14 protein-coding genes are annotated in these 17854 nt (G+C 63.3%); 5 read left to right on the top strand and 9 right to left on the bottom strand.

What is annotated here, in order from left to right; translation table 11 throughout:
* Positions 1-149 precede the first annotated feature (149 nt).
* The 3 genes from SAZ10_RS01850 (at position 150) to SAZ10_RS01840 (ending at position 5038) form a co-directional block, all read left to right on the top strand.
* Positions 150-2711, top strand: coding sequence for an FAD-dependent oxidoreductase (locus tag SAZ10_RS01850; protein WP_318607452.1), 2562 nt, complete (start codon positions 150-152; stop codon positions 2709-2711).
* 203 nt (positions 2712-2914) lie between these two features.
* Positions 2915-3703 (top strand): DUF1194 domain-containing protein, encoded by a 789-nt coding sequence (locus SAZ10_RS01845; RefSeq protein WP_318607451.1) that lies wholly within the window; start codon positions 2915-2917, stop codon positions 3701-3703.
* 270 nt (positions 3704-3973) lie between these two features.
* Entirely contained in the window at positions 3974-5038 is a 1065-nt protein-coding gene (locus SAZ10_RS01840; protein ID WP_318607450.1) for a Gfo/Idh/MocA family oxidoreductase, read from the top strand.
* Here the strand turns inward: SAZ10_RS01840 and SAZ10_RS01835 are convergent.
* From SAZ10_RS01835 to SAZ10_RS01825, 3 genes are all read right to left on the bottom strand, one after another.
* Positions 4959-6122, bottom strand: coding sequence for a Gfo/Idh/MocA family oxidoreductase (locus SAZ10_RS01835; protein WP_318607772.1), 1164 nt, complete (start codon positions 6120-6122; stop codon positions 4959-4961). The genes SAZ10_RS01840 and SAZ10_RS01835 overlap by 80 nt on opposite strands.
* A gap of 311 nt (positions 6123-6433) precedes the next feature.
* Complete coding sequence (locus SAZ10_RS01830) at positions 6434-7372, bottom strand: GlxA family transcriptional regulator (protein ID WP_412535151.1); 939 nt, start codon at positions 7370-7372, stop codon at positions 6434-6436.
* A gap of 236 nt (positions 7373-7608) precedes the next feature.
* Positions 7609-8514, bottom strand: coding sequence for a LysR substrate-binding domain-containing protein (locus SAZ10_RS01825; RefSeq protein WP_318607448.1), 906 nt, complete (start codon positions 8512-8514; stop codon positions 7609-7611).
* A 107-nt stretch (positions 8515-8621) separates the two neighbouring features.
* Here SAZ10_RS01825 and SAZ10_RS01820 point away from each other — a divergent pair, with 107 nt between their 5' ends.
* On the top strand, positions 8622-10016 hold the full coding sequence (locus SAZ10_RS01820) for an FAD-binding oxidoreductase (protein WP_318607447.1): 1395 nt from the start codon (positions 8622-8624) through the stop codon (positions 10014-10016).
* Here SAZ10_RS01820 and SAZ10_RS01815 read toward each other — a convergent pair.
* The 3 genes from SAZ10_RS01815 to SAZ10_RS01805 form a co-directional block, all read right to left on the bottom strand.
* Positions 10013-10402, bottom strand: coding sequence for a GFA family protein (locus SAZ10_RS01815; protein ID WP_318607446.1), 390 nt, complete (start codon positions 10400-10402; stop codon positions 10013-10015). The genes SAZ10_RS01820 and SAZ10_RS01815 overlap by 4 nt on opposite strands.
* 100 nt (positions 10403-10502) lie before the next feature.
* Positions 10503-11840: a GAF domain-containing protein gene (locus SAZ10_RS01810; RefSeq protein WP_318607445.1), complete on the bottom strand. Its 1338-nt coding sequence runs from the start codon at positions 11838-11840 to the stop codon at positions 10503-10505.
* Positions 11837-12304: a pyridoxamine 5'-phosphate oxidase family protein gene (locus SAZ10_RS01805; protein WP_318607444.1), complete on the bottom strand. Its 468-nt coding sequence runs from the start codon at positions 12302-12304 to the stop codon at positions 11837-11839. Before SAZ10_RS01805 ends, SAZ10_RS01810 begins: the two co-directional genes overlap by 4 nt.
* Positions 12305-12436: 132 nt before the next feature.
* Between SAZ10_RS01805 and SAZ10_RS01800 the strand changes: the two genes are divergently transcribed.
* On the top strand, positions 12437-13978 hold the full coding sequence (locus SAZ10_RS01800) for a flavin-containing monooxygenase (protein WP_318607443.1): 1542 nt from the start codon (positions 12437-12439) through the stop codon (positions 13976-13978).
* Between the two features lie 104 nt (positions 13979-14082).
* Here the strand turns inward: SAZ10_RS01800 and SAZ10_RS01795 are convergent, their stop codons facing one another.
* Genes SAZ10_RS01795 through SAZ10_RS01785 form a run of 3 tightly spaced genes read right to left on the bottom strand, consistent with a single transcriptional unit; the run spans position 14083 to position 17482 of the window.
* Entirely contained in the window at positions 14083-15150 is a 1068-nt protein-coding gene (locus SAZ10_RS01795; protein WP_318607442.1) for an HlyD family secretion protein, read from the bottom strand.
* Positions 15151-15160: 10 nt separating this feature from the next.
* Positions 15161-17008 carry an MFS transporter gene (locus SAZ10_RS01790; RefSeq protein WP_318607441.1) on the bottom strand — a complete coding sequence of 616 codons (1848 nt, stop codon included), beginning with the start codon at positions 17006-17008 and terminating at the stop codon, positions 15161-15163.
* Positions 17009-17023: 15 nt separating this feature from the next.
* Positions 17024-17482: a MarR family winged helix-turn-helix transcriptional regulator gene (locus SAZ10_RS01785; protein ID WP_318607440.1), complete on the bottom strand. Its 459-nt coding sequence runs from the start codon at positions 17480-17482 to the stop codon at positions 17024-17026.
* Between the last annotated feature and the right edge of the window lie 372 nt (positions 17483-17854).

Genomic DNA, 17854 nt, shown 5'->3' with positions numbered 1-17854 from the left:
CGCCTCGGCTAACCCTGGGTTAACGTCAATTCGAGGCTCCCGCGGCAGCCTTGGTCGCGCTGCGTTCGCTGCCTGTCGCAAACAGGCTGCAACCCTTTCGGGGTGCCGCCTTATAGTCTGCCCGCAATAGCAATTCGGAGTCGCGGGCAATGGCAGAGTTTCCGAGCAGGGCGAAGGTCGTCATCATCGGGCTGGGCGGTATCGTGGGTGCGTCGATCGCTCATCACCTGATCGAGCGCGGCTGGGACGACATCGTCGGCATCGACAAATCCGGCATTCCGACGGATGTCGGCTCGACGGCGCACGCCTCCGATTTCTGCTACACGACCAGCCACGATTTCCTGTCCTGCTGGACGACGCTGTATTCCATCGATTTCTACGAGAAGCTCGGCCATTACGAGCGTATCGGCGGACTTGAGGTCGCCCGCGTCGGCGACGATGCCCGCATGGACGAGATCAAGCGCAAGATCGCCTCGGCGAAGGCCTTCGGGACGCGCGCCCGCCTGATCGGCCCTGCAGAAATCAAGGAGAAGTTCCCGCTTATCGAAGAGAGCATGGTGCAAGGCGGCCTGTGGGACCCTGATGCTGGCCTGGTGATTCCACGCAGCCAGGCGGTCGCCGGCAAGCTCGTCGACCAGGCAGTGGCGGCCGGCAAGCTCAAGGCATTTGCCAACACGCCGGCGCGGTCGCTCGTCATCGAGAACGGGCGCATCAAGGGCGTGGTGACCGATCGGGGCACTATCGAAGCCGATTATGTCGTGGTCAGCGCGGGGCTGTGGGGCCGGCTGATCGCGGAGATGGCGGGCGAAGACCTGCCGGTGATGCCTGTCGACCATCCACTCACCTTCTTCGGGCCCTACACGGAGTTCGCCGGCAGCGGCAAGGAGATCGGCTGGCCGCTGCTGCGCGACCAGGGCAATTCGGCCTATATGCGCGACACGGGCGATCCGAAGACCTCTGAAGGCGGAATGATCGAGTGGGGCTATTACGAGGAGAAGAATCCGCGCCTCGTTCACCCGCGCGAGCTTCTCGAAAAGGACCAGGCGCGGCTCTCGCCTTCGCAGCGCGACCTGGAGATGGACCAGATCCTCGAGCCGCTGGAGCGCGCAATCGAGTTGACCCCGATCCTCGGCGAGCTCGGCTATGACGAGCGGCGCTCATTCAACGGCCTCCTGCAGGTGACGGCGGATGGCGGCCCGTCGATCGGTGAGAGCCAGAAGGTGAGGGGATTGTGGTATGCCGTCGCGATTTGGGTGAAGGACGGCCCGGGCATGGGCAAGCTCGTCGCCGACTGGATGACCGACGGGCGCACGAAATTCGATCATGCGCGGATCGACTATTCCCGTTTCTATCCGCACCAGATGGACGAGAACTTCATTGCGGGGCGCTGCGGCGAGGCTGCGCAGAAGGTCTACAATCCCGCCGTCCATCCGCGTGAACCCTATGCGACCGGCCGCAATATTCGCCGTTCGCCCTTCTACGAGCGCGAGAAGGAGCTGGGCGGCTATTTCATGGAGCTGGGCGGCTGGGAGCGCGCCCATGGCTACGCCGCCAATGAGCATCTGCTCGAGAAATACGGCAACCGCGTTCCAGTGCGCGAGAACGAGTGGGACAACCGACATTTCTGGCGCGTGTCGAACGCCGAGCATCTCGCCATGAGCGAGGATTGCGGCATCGTGAACCTGTCGCATTTCGCGATGTTCGACGTCGAAGGGCCGGACCACGTCGCGCTGATGGAATGGCTGTGCGCGGCCAGAATCGGCGGCGACGCCAATATCGGCAAAGGCATCTACACGCACTTCCTTGATGACGAGGGCATGGTGCGTGCCGATCTGACCGTGATCCGCATGGCCGATCGCTGCCGCGTGATCGACGGTGCGGACGCCGGCCCGCGCGACTTCCACTACATGCGCCGGGTCGCCGAGGAGAAGGGCTTCAAGGTTACGGTCACCGATGTGACGGAAAAATACGTGACGGTCGGCATATGGGGTCCGAATGCGCGCACCGCGCTGCAAAAGGTCGTGGAGGATCCCGCAGGCCTCACTGCCGAAAACTTCCCCTTTGCCGCGATCAAGCCGATCAGGATCGCCGGCAAGGACGTCACCGCCTTCCGCATCTCCTATGTCGGCGAGCAGGGCTGGGAACTGCACATGCGCTATGAGGACGGCCTCGCCGTCTGGGACGCGCTGCGCTCGACCGGCGTGATGGCCTTCGGTGTCGAGACCTATGCCAACAGCCGCCGCATGGAGAAGAGTCTGCGCCTGCAGAACGCCGACCTGCTCACCGAGTACAACCTCATCGAGGCGGATCTTGCCCGTCCGAAGGTCAAGGAAGCGGATTTCCGCGGCAAGGCCAAGCATCTGGAATATCGCGCTCGCGAACACCAGCCGGCAATGCTCTGCACGCTGGTAATGACCAGCAATACCGATTCCAAAGGCGTTGCCCGCTACCCCGTGGGCACGATGCCGGTGATGGATCCGGAAACGGGCGAGACGCTTGTCGACGAGCTTGGTCGCCGGTCCTTCACGACCTCGGTCGCCTACGGCCCGACCATAGGCAAGAATATCGCGCTCGCCTATCTGCCCTGGGCCTATGCGCAGGAGGGGCGCAAGCTCGCCGTCGAATATTTCAGCGAGACCTATCCGGTGGAAGTCGCAGCAGTCGGGTACAAGCCGCTCTACGACCCGGAGAATCTGAAGCCGCGTTCGTAAGCGAATAGGGAATAGCGAGTAGGGGCCCTGTTCGCTACTCGCTACTCGCTATCCGATATTCGCTCGCTGAAATGTGATTGCCGAAATTTGGCGATTGGCCACCCTGCGCTTGCCAGGCCGCGGCATACAAATATCGTTGCGGCATGGTGCTTCCGGCTTTCCTGCGGCGGGGGCTGATCTGCGGTTTGTTATTGGGTTCCGGCATGGCGACATGGCTGCCCGCGTCCGCCGCCGAACCGGTCGACGTCGAGCTGGTGATTGCTGTCGACGTATCGCTTTCCATGTCGCCGGAGGAGCTGGAGATCCAGCGCAGGGGCTACGCCACCGCGCTCGTCGACGACAAGGTGATCGAGGCGATCAAGGACGGCGCTTATGGCCGTATAGCCGCCACCTATGTCGAGTGGGCCGGCCAGAATACGCAGCACATCGTCGTGCCCTGGACGCTCATCTCCTCGCGCAAGGAGGCGCAGGCATTCGTCGACAAGCTCAGCGCCAATCCGCCGAACAGCGCGCGCCGCACCTCAATCTCCGGCGCGCTGGTTTTCGCAAGCGATCTCCTGGCTGAAAGCGGCTATCGCGGCACGAAGCGCGTCATCGACGTCTCTGGAGACGGGGCCAACAACCAGGGGCCGCCGGTCAATGCCGTCCGCGACGGGGTCATCGCGCAGGGCATTGTCGTGAACGGCCTGCCACTGATGACAAATGGCGGCATGCCGAGCGCCTTCGACATCGACCATCTCGACGTCTACTACGCCAACTGTGTGATCGGCGGATCGGGAGCCTTCATGGTTCCTGTCAACGACTGGTCGCAGTTTCCGGAGGCAATCCGCCGCAAGCTGGTGCTGGAGCTTGCCGGCTCGCCGACCGAAGAGGCCGGGCCAGCCGAGCAATCGATTTCGATCGTCAAGGCCGCCGCCACGCAACCCGCCTATGACTGCCAGGTCGGCGAGAAGATGTGGCGCGACCGCAATTGGATCTGGGACAATCGCTGAAGAAGGATGAATTGAAACGAAGTTGTTCATCCTGCTCTAACCCTTATTCGTTCACATGCATGCGGCCGTTGGCCTCCTTTTGACTCCGAGCGCAATGCTGGGTGGTGGGGCAGGCGCGTTCGAGATGCGGACCTGCGCCTCTTCTCGTGGCATCCGGCCAAACGCTGCCGTCAAGCTCGAAGCGGACTGGGTCGCCAGTTTTGCCGTCACCGCTGTTGGGGCTAAGAGGCCATGTCCTCATGGGGACATCTTCGAGGTGAGGGGACAGGATTGGCGTCCAAGAAGCGTTCATTCTCGTGGGGGATCATCGGCACCGGCACGATCGCGCGCCAGTTCGCTGCGGATCTGCGCGAGCTGCCCCAGGCGCGCATCGCAGCAGTCTGTTCTCGCTCGCCAAAAACCGGCGGCACCTTCGCTGAGAAGACCGGCGGCGCCAAATCCTATGTCGACCTCGACGCATTCCTGACAGACCCTGCGATCGAGGCGGTCTACATCGCGACGCCGAACGCGCTGCACGCCACGCAAGCCGTTGCTGCGCTCAAGGCCGGTAAGGCCGTCCTGATCGAAAAGCCGGTCGCGACGTCCAGCCGCGATGCGCAGGCAATCGCCGACGCCGCAGAGCGGTCCCGCTGCTTCGCAATGGAGGCGATGTGGAGCCGCTTTCTGCCGGCGGTGCAGGCAGCGCGGGCGCTTCTGCGAGAAGGCGCGATCGGCGACGTGACCGGCATCGAGGGCGAGCTTGCCTACAGGCAGGATGAACAGCTTCGCAGCAGGTTTTTCGATCCGGCGCTTGGGGGAGGGGCTTCGCTCGACCTCGGTGTCTATCTGCTCTCGCTCGCCACGGATCTTCTTGGCGATTCTCCGACCGCCATTAGCGGCCGCTGGCGGGCCGTGGGTACCGGCGTCGACATGCGGGCTGAATATCATGTCGAATTCGGCACGGCGAAAGCCGCACTGTTCTGCGGCTTCGACAGGAACGGCCGAAACGCGCTTACCGTCTACGGCACTAAGGGCGCCATTCGCCTCAATGCGCCGTTCATCAAGGCGCAAAGCTTCAGCGTCTATAGCGGGGCGCTTCGCGATTTGCCGCTGGTCGGTTCAGCGGCTGATGTCACCGGTCATGCTGGAAAGGTGCTCTCTCGCCTGCCTGTTCCCGGCCGACGGGTGAAGCGCTTCGCCTTTCCCGGAGGCGGCCTGCAGTTCGAGGCGAAGGCCGTCATGGAAGCCGTGCGGAGCGGCGCCGTTCAGTCGGACGTCATGCCGCTTGCTCAGAGCGTCGCGGTGCTGCGAATGATCGAGAAGGTCCTTGGCCGGCCGCCGGAAAATCGAAGCTAGAGCGCATCCGATAGAGCCCGGCCTCGGTCCCGGCCGCGGAGAGCGCAAGCGCGATCTCCGTGACATGTAGCTCGACGTCGCCGGCGAAAAAGGGCGCTCTGCCTGATGAGATCGCTGCCGCCTGCGCGGCGATCCCGCCGCTGAAATCGATGCGCGATGGAAATTTCGGCAGGCTCTTCGGCCGTGCCCGGTCCAGCTTCAGTCGTCTGCCGGGGGCGGGCCGCGCGGGCAGGACGGCACCGACCCACTCCTCGACGCGGGGTGCCAGCCTTTCAAGCAACCGCCTCGGCTGTCCTGCCTGTTCGATCCTGATATGCGAATCGTGATCCCAAAGGTCGCGCACGGTGATCGTGCCCTTCTCGCCCAGGATGGTGAGCGAGCGATCCCGGGGCGCGGCGAGCCCCGACGTAAGCCGCGCGACTGCGCCGCTCCTGAAATAGAGGCAGCCGACCGAGAAATCGGGCCCGAGCCTGGCGGTCTTGCTTTGGCCCTTCTCCGGAAAAGCAAGCGCCGAGAAGGCCGTGAGACTCTCGACCGGGCCGAACAGCGACAAGAGCCAGGAGAGTGCATAGCCTGCATGCTCGAGCGTGCAGCCGATCTCGAATTCGTGCTCGCCAGGCCATGGCGCGCCGGATACGGACCGCCAGCCGCGCCAGTTCTGGCGGAAGACCGGGCCGTCCTCCATCTCCGCATAGATCAGGCGCGGCGTGCCGATGGCATTCGCCGCGAGCGCATCCGCAACAGCCGCATGCGCGGCGCTCAGTGCATTGGCGGGAGCGCCGGCTATCGTAAGTCCGAGCCGGGCTGCCAGTTTCACCAGCGTTTCGGCCTCATCGAGGCGCACAGCGAGTGGCTTCTCGCTGTAGACATGCTTGCCTGCCTCGAGCGCCGCACGGGAAACCTCATAATGACTCTCTGGGTCAGTGAGGTTGACGACGATCCTCACATCCGGATCGGCGAAGACCTCTTCGAGGCTCGCATAGGCCCGCACGCTGTAGTAGCGCCTGAAGCGCTGGAGCTGCTCTGCCGAGCGGTCATAGGCTCCGACGAGACGGAGCCGCGCATGGTTGGCGAGCGTGGTCATGTAGTAGTCGGCAACGAAGCCGGTGCCGACGAAGGCGATGCCGGTCAAGAAGGCCTCCTATCTTGGAAGCCGAAGTAACACGGCAGCACTTTACCCTTGGTGAATCAGGCCTTCTTCCGTCTCCCCGTTTACAACCAGGACGATTGCGTATGGAGGCGCAACGCTGGTGTCCCCCACCCCAGAAGGGGGAGGGGGGCACCGGCGCTGCGCCCTAGGCAATTTTGCCTGTGTTCTGAGAGGAAGAGGTGCCGAGCGGCCGGGGGCGCCACGCCATCTGCGATTGCCTACGGCTCACGTGGAGAAGGAAGCCGTCACGCCGCCAGCAATTGCTTCCTGTCGACCCGCTCCTGCTGCGGCGAGCGCGCGTAGAGCTCACGGTAGCACTTCGAGAAATGCGAGGCCGAGACGAAGCCGCAGGCTACCGCCACCTCGACGACGGGCATGGACGACTGGATGAGCAGGTGGCGCGCGCGGTCGAGCCTGATCTCGAGGTAGTAGCGCGCCGGCGAGCGGCCCATCTCCTGGCGGAACAGCCGCTCGATCTGACGGCGCGAGAGGCCGACCATGTCGGCGATCTCGACCAGCGACAGCGGCTCGGAAAGATTGGCCTCCATCAATTCGATAATCGACAGCACCTTGGAGTTCTGCACGCCGAGCCGGGCGCGCAGCGGCAAGCGCTGGCGGTCGGTCGGACTCCGTACCCGATCGGTCAGCACCTGCTCGCAGACGCGGTTGACGAGGTTCTCGTCGAAGTCGTCGCCGATCAGCTTCAGCATCATGTCGAGCGCGGCGGTACCGCCGGCGCAAGTGTAGACGTTCTGGTCGACCTCGAAGAGGTCGGCGAAGACATTGGCCTTGGGGAACGCCTCGGAGAAGCCCGGCAGGTTCTCCCAGTGGATTGCGCAGCGCTTGTTGGAGAGCAGCCCTGCATTCGCAAGCACATAGGCGCCGGTGCAGAGGCCCCCGACGGCGACGCCGCGGTTGTACTCCTCGCGCAGCCAGGCGAAGACCGACTTGTTGTGATAGGTCTCGACATTGACGCCGGTGCAGACGACCACCATCGACGGGCGGTCCGGCCCCGCCATCTTCCGGCGCTCCTCGTCGAGCGAGGTGTTGACCGCGCATTCGACGCCGTTCGAGGCGCGCACGGGCCGGCCGTCATGGCTTGCGAGCCGCCAGCTATAGGCCGGGTAGCCGAGCATGCGGTTGGCGAGCCTCAGCGGGTCGAGCGCCGTCGCAAAGGCGACCATTGTGAAGTCGGGCACGAGAAAGAAGACGAACGATCGTTTGATCGGATGCTTTATAGCGTTCACCCTCAGCTCCCATTGAACGCAGTCATGACGCGAACAGAATGTCGCGATCAGCAAAGCCATCAGGAAAAGCTTGCGTTGTCAATCGGCTGAAGGCTCCGGCTGACACAAAATTTGCGACACGTGCCGTTTTTAGAAAAGCCGTACCGACCTGGGTTCGGAAGCGCTGCGTATCCTCAGGCCAAGGAGCGCAGCCAGTCGGCAAATTGCATGATCACCGGCATATGGCGATGTTCGGGCAGGTGGAGCAGGTAATAACCCAAGCCCGGCAGAGAAAGTTCGTGTGCCTTTATCAGCTCGCCCCGATCGAGCTCCGGCGCCAGAACGATGTCGCTGCAGATCGCCACCCCTTGCCCAGCCAGCACGGCGTCGATCGCATGTGCCTCCTCGCGGAAGCGGAGCTGGCAGTCCTCGGCATCGCGCGGCACCCGATGGTCCAGCTCACGCGCCGCCCGCCACCAGCGGCGCCAGGTGGGATTCTCGGCATCCGTTTTCATCCAGTCGTAGTGGATACGTGGTAGCCGGCACATGTCGGCCAATTCGTCGAGAGGTCTCCCACCAGGGAGCAGTTCGGGCCGGCAGATCGGAAAGTAACTATCGCGAAACAGCTCCTGCGCTACGTGCTCGGCCGGCATCCGGCGCGCATATCGGATCGCCAGGTCCGCCTCTCCAGTTGCGAGATTCAAAGTGCGGTCCGTGCCGATTACCTCGAGCGCGATCCGGGGCTGGATGTCTCGCCATTTCGGAAGACGCGGCACCAGCCAGCGGCTGGCGAAGGCGTTGGGCGTGGTGACACGCAGTGTCTCGCCGGCCGCGCCGCCGGAAAGGCTCGCAAGCGCCGCTGCGAAAGAATCGAAGCCGTTGCTCAGGACCGGAAACAGCTGCTCTCCGGCGGCGGTCAGGCGAAGGGGGCGCGGCCGCCGGCGAAAAAGCGATTGGCCGCAGCTCTCCTCCAGCAGGCTGATCTGATGGCTTATTGCCGTCGGAGTGACACCGAGTTCCGCCGCGGCGAGCCGAAAGCTCATATGCCTGGCAGCACTCTCAAATGCTCGCAAGGCTTTGAGCGGCGGCAACTTCCTCATAGCTCAACCGTAGATGAATTGATTTCACCGAGCACCTGATTTCTTCGATTTTGCGGATTCCTCTTTTCTTGTGAGAAGCTGTCACAGGCCTCGAAAGGAGGAACGAGATGCAGGTGCAAACCACTACGCTTGAGGCAACCGCGGAGAGCAGGTTGCGGAATCCGGGCGAACTGCGCAGAGCCCTTCGGGGAGAGCTCGTGCTGCGCGGCGATCGCGGCTTCGAGCAGGCGCGCCGGGTGTGGAACGGCCTCATCGACAAGCAGCCGGCGGCGATCGCCTATTGTGCCGGCACGAACGATGTGGTCGCGGCACTTTCCTTCGCGCGGGAAAATGGGATGCCGCTATCGGTACGCAGCGGCGGCCACAATGTGGCGGGAAATTCCGTGTGCGAGGACGGGCTCGTTATCGATCTGTCGCGGATGAAGAACAGGGCGGTGGACACTGAGCGACGTGTCGCCTGGGCCGAAGCCGGACTGACGCTCGCCGAGTTCGACGGCGCCACACAGGTCTGTGGACTTGCAACGACCATGGGCGTGAATGGCGATACCGGCATTGCCGGCCTGACGCTGGGTGGCGGTTTCGGCAAGCTTGGGCGGCGCTTCGGGCTTGCCTGCGACAATCTCCTTTCTGCCGAAGTGGTCACCGCTGACGGCAGGACGCTTCGTGCGAGCGCCGAGGAAAACCAGGACCTCTTCTGGGGGCTGCGCGGCGGCGGTGGAAATTTCGGCATCGTCACCAGCTTCGAGTACCTGCTGCATCCGATCGGAACAGAGGTATTCGCCGGCGGCATCACCTTCCCGGAAAGGGAGGCACGCGATGCGCTCAGACTCTACGACGAGTTCGCGCGGACGGCTCCCGACGAACTCAGCCTCGATGCCGCGCTGGTCACATCTGCTGGAGAGCAGATGTTCTCCATCTCCGTCTTCCATTCAGGTTCGCCCGGGCAGGCCGAGCAAGCGATCGCGCCCCTGCTCGCCTATGCACGGGGCAAGGCAGTTGGCGAGCAGCTCGGGCGAGTACCCTATCTTCAGGTACAGTCCGCCGGCGACGCCGTGTTTCCGCGCGGACGTCGCTATTCGTGGAAGGCGCAGTTTATGCGCGAGCTGAGCCATGATGCGGTCGACGTGCTGCTCGATGTCTACAGGAAGGCACCGAGCGATAACGCACTGCTTGTGCTCCAGCAGGTCGGAGGCGCAATTTCGCGTGTCCCTGTTTCGGAAACGGCCTATGCGTGCCGAAGCGCCGAATTCGACTGCTTTCCGATCGCCATATGGGACGATCCGGCCTTGGATGAGCAGAATATGAGCTGGGTCCGCGATGTCTGGGCGGCAATACGGCCTTACTCGACTGGTGCGGTCTACGTGAATAATCTCGGAGATGAGGGCCAGGATCGCGTGAAGGCAGCTTACGGCCCGAACTACAGGCGACTTGTCGAGCTGAAGGACAAATACGATCCGGCGAACGTGTTCTCCCTGAACCAGAATATCAGGCCGACGGTCTAGGCTTTCGCTGGATTTTCGCTATCAGTGGTCACCCCGGCAATGGGAGGGAGCCAGTGCTCCCGGCGAACCGTCCAGACCTCGACCATCGGCTTGATGTCGTTCGGTGCCTGGTCCAGGGTGCCAAGGAAGACCTCCACTCCGTCGTCGTACAGGTAGAAGAGGCGTGAACCGCAGCGCGGGCAAAACGATCGACGTTCATAAGTGCGCAACTCGCCCGTCATGCTGAACTGGTCTGAACGCCAGTTCGCCGTCGCCGAGAAGGATGAGCCGGTCAGCTTCCGGCAGGTCGTGCAGTGACAGAGGCCCGACTGGAAAGGCTCTCCCCGGACTTCGTACTTCACCGCTCCACATAGGCATCCGCCCGTTCGGACAATGTCCACCGCCATCTGCTCGCTCCTCGCTCAACCGACTGTTGCTCGGCAAACATTCTGAGTCCTGTGAGGCCGGGCATTGGCCTGACTGCTCTGCTGTCGATCATGTGAGAGCCTAGCCCGTGCTGTCGATAACTGGCGTGCCGTCGAGCTCGAGCCCGATCCTGCCGCGGCCCGTGTGGATCAGCTTCACCGCGAGCGACTTTTCCTCGAGGCGGCGGCGCAACAGCAGTAGACGCGTCTCCAGATTGTCCTTGATGTCCGGCAGGCGGAGACCTTGCGAAAGGCGCATTTCGCGGTTCGTGAACTCGCTGCGGCCCTCGCTCACATACGCTTGCAGCATGAAGAGCAAAAGCCGCCCGGCCACTCCCTTGATGACGTAGACGTTGTCGATGAAGACGCTGTCGTCGAAACGGTGATGAGTGATCTGAACGGTTCGGCTGAGAGGCCGGGCTGGCATGAGCGCAGGGCTGATCGACGGAGCCTCGGAGGCCAGCAATTCGCTGATCGCAAGCGAGGCCGCTGCCTGGCCGGCGATCGTTTCGAGCGCTGCTGCGTGGATTTCGCTGAAGGCGAGCCGCTCCCGGCTTTCCACGAACAGCACGCCGCGGACCGAGCCGTGCGCCGACATTGGCACCGCAATCTGGCTCAGCGCATCCGGCAGGCCGGGGAGGAGGATCGTGCGGGTGCGGTTCTCGTCCAGCGAAGATGCTTCTATGGCTGCGCCGAGCCGCCGGATCCGGCTAAGATCATTGATCTTGACCGTGCGCATGGTGGCAGCCGCCGCGCCGATCAGACCCTCGCTGATCGGTATCTCCGATCCTACGCCTGTCCGTTCGTAGCCACGGCTTGCGATGGTCGTGAGCAGCTTTCGGTTTTCATCAACGAGCAGCACGACCGCCGCACCGAAACCGAGTTCGTCTGAGACGCCCGTAAGAAGTGTGCTGACAATGCCTTCCGCATCGGTCTGAGCGCCCAACCCTCTCGTGAGCCTCGCGATGGCCAGCAAGTCCGGGGCCGGCGAAACAGGCCGGACGGTCGATTCGAGCGGCGCCATGCTGGCAATGCTTGCGACCGAATTTACGCGGAAGATATCGACGCCCTTGAGGCGCATGATCCCCAGCATGCCGACTTGCGCGCTGCTTGCGCGAAGCGCTGTCGCGACTTGCTCGAAAAGCGGGCCATCGTCGAGCGAACGAGCCCATGTCACGTCGAGACGGAACTGCATGCCGTCGCGAGCATCCACCAGCAGCAGGGCGGCATTCGGATTGGCTCTGATGTTCGCGGTTGTCTTGGCAAAGAACTGATTGGACAGCGCAACATGTTCGTCGTCCACCATGACGACATGCGAGAGATAGGAGATGTTCGGTGTGCCGTCCGAAGCCGCGGTCGAGATGATCGAGGGGATGACCCCTTCGAAACACGCCTTGAGGTCGCGCAAATGCAGCGTCATGTCGCCGCCCGAACTGCCGTTCCGGCCTTCGGACCGGGGGTCTGCACATAGACTTCCTCGACCTTGAGCTGCGCTACGACAGCCTCCCGATCAGAGAACCAGGGCAGCAGGAGTTCCTGCGAAAGACCGAGGCCTTCGAGCACGGCGCGGATATCGCTCGCGTAAACCTGGGCTCGATCGAGATCCGAGGGATCGGCATTGCGCAAAGTGGCGCGCCCCTTCAACTGGTAGGAAACGTAGTCGGAGGGCCGGGCAAACGTCACCGCCAGACGGCCATTGTCACGCAGGTTTGCCACCGTTTCTGGCCACTGCCAGGATGACACGACGACCTCCACAATTTCGCCGTCTGCAACGCAAGCGCCCATGCCGCGCCCGATGTTCGGCCGGTTTGCGGCATCCCGCGTCCCGATGATGATCATCACCGGGCTGACGACGAACCGTGCGACTTCATCTTCAATCCGCATCCGCCCTCCGCCGCGTCGACCAACGCCTTAGGAAAATTTTAGCAAGGAAGCCGCACCCCTTAGGAACCATTTAGCGATGCAAATTGGAAGCATCGACTATTGGGGAGCTCCCGTTCACTGAGGAGATTTCCCATGCAAAGGCCATCAGGCAACAAGAGCGAAAACACTGTCGCAATTATCGGTGCCGGTCCCGGCGGACTTGTGACGGCGCGTTGGCTCGCCCAGCACGGCTTCGAACCGATCTTGTTCGAAGCCGCGGACAAGCTCGGGGGACAATGGAACCGCCGTCATCCCGCAAGTGGAATCTGGAATGGCATGCGCACCAACACCAGCCGCGTGATGTCGGCCTTTTCCGACCTGGACCATGCTCCCGAGGTTGGCGTCTACCCGCGCCAGGACCAGATGCTCGATTATCTCGAGCGCTATGCTCTCTCCTTCGATCTTGTGCGCCGCATCCGCTTCGGCACACGCATCGAGCGGCTCGAGCGGACATCCGCCGGCCGTTGGCTAGTGCGCCACGTTTCAGCTGAAGGCGTGGAAGAGCAGAGTTTCGCAAATGTTGTCGTGGCGACCGGACCCCAGGCTGCACCGGCGGTGCCGGATGTTCCGGGCCTGGATGGTTTCACCGGCATACTCGGAACAAGGCATACGGCCCAGTACGACGGGGCGGAGCGCTATCGCGGCCGCTCGGTGCTTGTGGCTGGCTGCTCGATCAGCGCACTGGAGATTGCCTCCGATCTGGCGTTTGCAGGGGCCCGTGAGGTTATCACCACCTACCGGCGTCAACGCTATGTCCTGCCCAAGCTCATCGCCGGCGTGCCAACCGATCATGTGATGTTCAATCGGGCTGCTGCCCTCGCGGCAGAAGTCGCATCGCCGGAGGCGCTGGCCGGACATCTCAAGGCTGCGGTCCTCAGGGCGGGTGGCAGCCCGGAGCAGTTCGGTGCGCCGGCGCCTGATGCCAACATATTCGTCGCAGGCATCACCCAGGCACAGCACTATCTGCCTGCCGTGGCCGAAGGGCGCATCACGGTCCGTCCCTGGATTGATCGCGTCGAGAAAAGCCGTGTGTATTTCAACGACGGCAGCAGCATGGAGCCGGATGCGATCCTGCTCGGGACAGGTTACCAGATCTCTCTGCCCTGGCTGGCGCCGGACGTCGGGGCTATCCTGAACACCGGTGGCGAGAGCCTGGACCTCCATCTTCACACCTTCCATCCGGATTTGCCCGGACTGGCTTTCGTCGGACTCTACAATCTGGTTGGACCCTACCTGCCTGTGCTGGAACTGCAGGCGCGCTGGATTGCGTATGCGCTCGCCGGTCTCGTTCCTATTGCCCCGAAGGACGAGATGGCCGCTGGCGTAGCGGCTTGCCGCGCCATGCGTGAGCGCGGCCAACCAACCGTACTCCATGAACTCGCTATTGCGCTTGCAAGGCACGCCGCAGTGGAACCAGACCTCGACTGCTGGCCCGAACTCGAGCGGGCACTGCTGTTCGGGCCATTGTCAGCGGTTTCCTTCCGACTGAATGGGCCCGACAGCATGGGCAACGCCTCGGAGCGGGTGAGGGCTGCCGCTGCCGCGTTCGGCGCAATCTCCAGTCCGACATTCACAGCCGAGGAAGCCGGCCTCCGCCAGATGGTGCGGTCATCCGCGGTACCCGTCGCGGCCTGACCGACGAGAAGGAAGTGACGCTGATCCGCTTCGGCCCCAGAAGTTGGGGTCGAAGTGGACGAGGCATTGGCGACCTCTGAAGAGGTTGGAGTGATACCGGCCGCCTATCGCTCGGCAGCCTGCGCGCCGTCCGGCGCGGTTTTCGTATCGACGCTGACCACCACCGACATGCCCGGCGCCAGGCGATTGGCAAGCGGCTGATCCGCGTCGATTTCGATGCGCACGGGGATGCGCTGCGCCGCCTTCGTGAAATTGCCGCTGGCGTTATCGGCCTTGATGACGGCGAATTCCGAACCGGCCGCGGGCGAGAAACGGACGATATGGCCGTTGATCACCGAATGGCCCAACGCGTCGACGCTGAACCGTGCCGGCTGGCCGACCTGCATGCCGGCAATCTGCGTCTCCTTGAAATTGGCGATCACCCATTTGTGGTCCGGCACCAGGCCGGCGAGTTGCGTACCCGCCGTCACATAGGCGCCAACCGAAGTGCCGATCGTGCCAAGCGTGCCGTCCTGCGGGGCGACGATGCGCGTATTGGCGAGGTCAATCTCGGCAAGCCGTACAGCTGCCTCGGACAGGTCGACATCAGCCTGCAATGACTGGCGTGAGACAAGCACCTGCTGAAGGGCCTGCTTGGCAACTTCGACCTGTGCCTGCGCCTCGCGCAACGCCGCTTCTGCCTGACGCTCGGCATTGCGGAGGGCATCGATCTCGCTCTGCGTGGAGAAGCCCCTGCTCACCAGCGTTTCGCTGCGCTCCAGACTGGTGCGCGCAAGACCGGCCGCGGACTGGGCGCTTGTGACGCGGGCCTCGGCGAGCGCAATCTGCGCCTTGCCCGATGCCTCCTGCTGCTCGGAGGCGGAGAGCGCCGCCTTCTTTCCGGCGAGCGTCGCCTTGGCCTGCTCGAGCTTCTGACGGAACGGCCTGTCATCGATGCGAACGACCAGGTCGCCCTTCTTGACCTTCGCATAGTCGGTAAGCGGCACCTCGACGACATAGCCTGCCACTTGCGGGCTGAGCAGCGTGACGTTCCCGCGCACATAGGCATTGTCGGTCTGCTCGACCGTGGTCTGGAACGGCGGCAGCCGCCACGCATAGAGGATCAGCATGACGCCGGCGATGGCAGCAACGAGCGCGACATAGGTGGATAGGGATTTCAACAAGCGAGACATGGGTGAACATTCAGGATTGAACAGCGGGGAGGGGCGCGGGGTGGAAAATGCCTGCAAGGCGTTTCCAGCCCAGATGGAGAAGCAGCACGCAGAGCGACAATGCCGCTGCCAGGGCGATGAAGCGGAAAGCGTCCGCATAGGCCAGCGCATAGGCCTGCTGGCTCGCCTGCTGCGCAAGCAACGCCACGCCTTCGGCCTGGCGCAGAACCGGGTCCGTAAGTACCTTGGAGTACGCTCCGCCCAGTTGCGCCACGCGCTCGGCGACGAATGGGTTCGTCAACGCCAGGTGCTCGACGATCGCGGCGGAATGGAATTTCTCGCGAACGATGACGAAGGTGCCGAACAGGGCCGAACCGATCAGGCCACCTACGCTCTGGGTGAACAGGAAGACGCACACGAAGCTCAGAATGTAGTTCATGCCCTTCTTGAGCGCGTTGACGAAACCCATTGCCATGGCCGGGGCCAGGAAGAGCGAGTTGGCAACGGCAATCAACGTCTGGCTGACATACATCTGCTCGGGGCGGGTGAGCACAGTCAGCTCCGAATCCATGAAGGCGCCGACGGCGAGCAGCGCCAGCGACACGGCGTGGATGGCGCCCTCACGACCAGGTTTCAGTACCGCGGCGCAGATGAGGCCGCCGCCTATGCTGGCAGCCAGGATGACGGCGTTCAGTGTGACCTGCTGATCGTTCTGCAGCCCGAGTTGCTGGAAGAAGCCGCTGACACCGCTCGACTGTTCGGTAAGCAGCATCCGGAACAGGATGAGCACGCCAGCGAAATGTAGGATCTCTGGCGAGAACAGCCATTTGATGTCGAGCAGAGGGTATTTTCGGTTGAGCTCTATGACCGCAACACAGGCGAGAGAGGCGACCGAAAGCGCGATCACCCAGCCGAGCCATGGTGCATCGAGCCACCAGTAATAGCGCCCCACAGACAATGCGACGGCGAGCGCGCCGAAGCCCAGGGCGAGGAAAAGATAGCTGACCACGTCCATGAAACCGAGCACCTTGACCTTGGGCGGTGAGGTGAGCGGCAAGGTGTAGATGAGCGCGAAACTGACAAGGGCCAGTCCGACTTCGAGCAGATAGATCGGCTGCCAGCCCCCGAGGTCGAGCAGAGCCGGCGAGATCAGACGCGCGATCGGCGCCCCTATCGTGGTGTTGACCATCACAAGCGGCATACCGACCGTCATCTTGTGCTGCGGCGGGAAGCACTCGAGGAGGTAGAGGAAGCTCAGCGTCGACATGGGCGCGGCGGCGATCCCGGCGAAAAAGCGCGCCACGATCGCCGTGCCAAGCTCGTTCGCGAAAAGGTGCAGGCCGTTGACGACCATGAAGACGACAATGGCGATCTCGGCGAAGCGGCGCAGGCCGTATTGCGCCCGGATCTTCACGAGAAGCAGCGAAAGGCTGACGTTCGGGGCCATGTATGCGGCTGTCAGCCACACGGCCTCGTTTGTCGTCGCCGAGAATTCACCCGAGACCTGCTGCAGATTGGCGTTGACGAAATTCAGGCCGAGCCCATAGGTGATCGCTATCATCACCGAGGTCAGGGCGTAGCAGAGCGCGAGCAGCGGGTGTTTGGGAACATAGGGGGCGGGCGCCGGCAGCGAGGGCGGCGGCTCGTCCGGATTAGCAAGCAGGCGGCGGAAGAGCCCGCGCTGGGGGCGGATCGGCCTGGCATTTTCCACATGGGCGACCTCATCGGTCGCGGCGATCTGCGTGTCACGAACCGGCTCCGAAGCGGCCCGGCTCTCCTCGACGGCTTCTCCCAGACGATTGTCGTTCGCGCCCGCCGGGCGGCCTGAACTGCGATCGGGCCGTCGTGCGGGAGGTTGGATGTAATCCGAGGTAGTCACAGCGGTTTCCTCCGGCTACTCGGCCGGCTCCAGGGCAATTGCTTCGAGATTTCCCGCCATCTTGCGGATGATCGTGAGCGCTGCCGCAACTTCCCGCTCGTCGATGCCGCTCAGCACCTCGCGCCCGATCTCTGCGACCATGTCGTCGACGAGTTCGGCGAGCGCTTCGCCTGCTCGCGTAAGGACCACCTGCTTGGCACGCCTGTCGCCTTCGACCTCGCGGCGAGCAATCAGTCCCTGTGCTTCCAGCCCGTCGATCAAGCGCACCAGCGTCGCCGTCTCGATTTCCAGCTCGTCGGCCAGCTCTTTCTGGTTGGCCGCTTCGCATCGAGCGATCCTGAGGAGGGTGCGCGCGCGAGCGAGCGTCAGCCCCTTTTCCCGCACCCTGGCATCGAACACAGTGCGAATTTTTCGGCTGACTTTCGCCATCTCCTCGAGAATCTCGGAGCGCTGTGCCCGCGGGCGAACTGCCATTTCCTAAGCCTCCATATAAGTAGGTAGCTAATCATTAGCACATTAATTAGTGGTCTCTGAGCGGCTCACAAGAGCCGTCCGGGACGTTCGATTGGACCAGCAGCGAAATTCGGGAGGCGGACCGTGGCCCTACGCGAACGGACCCGTCAAGGCGCGGTTGGTGAAAGCCGGCGCCGTCAGTCGGACCCGACTAATGCCCCTGCGACAGTGCAGTGTCGAGCAACTAAAGGAAAGCGGAGCAGCCCAGAAAAGGCCCGCCGCCAGCGCGATCTTCTAGCGGCGGGCTGGCGCTGATCGGGCAAGAGGCCCAGTCGCCGCCATTTGTCCAGAAGCTGGCGACCGGCCCGCCGCACCGCGGTCCCAGGCGGCGAG

It is taken from the genome of Mesorhizobium sp. BAC0120, assembly GCF_033542235.1.
Taxonomy (GTDB): domain Bacteria; phylum Pseudomonadota; class Alphaproteobacteria; order Rhizobiales; family Rhizobiaceae; genus JAWRCU01.
The sequence above is the reverse complement of the archived record's forward strand: the minus strand, read 5'-3'. Positions and strand labels throughout refer to the sequence as shown.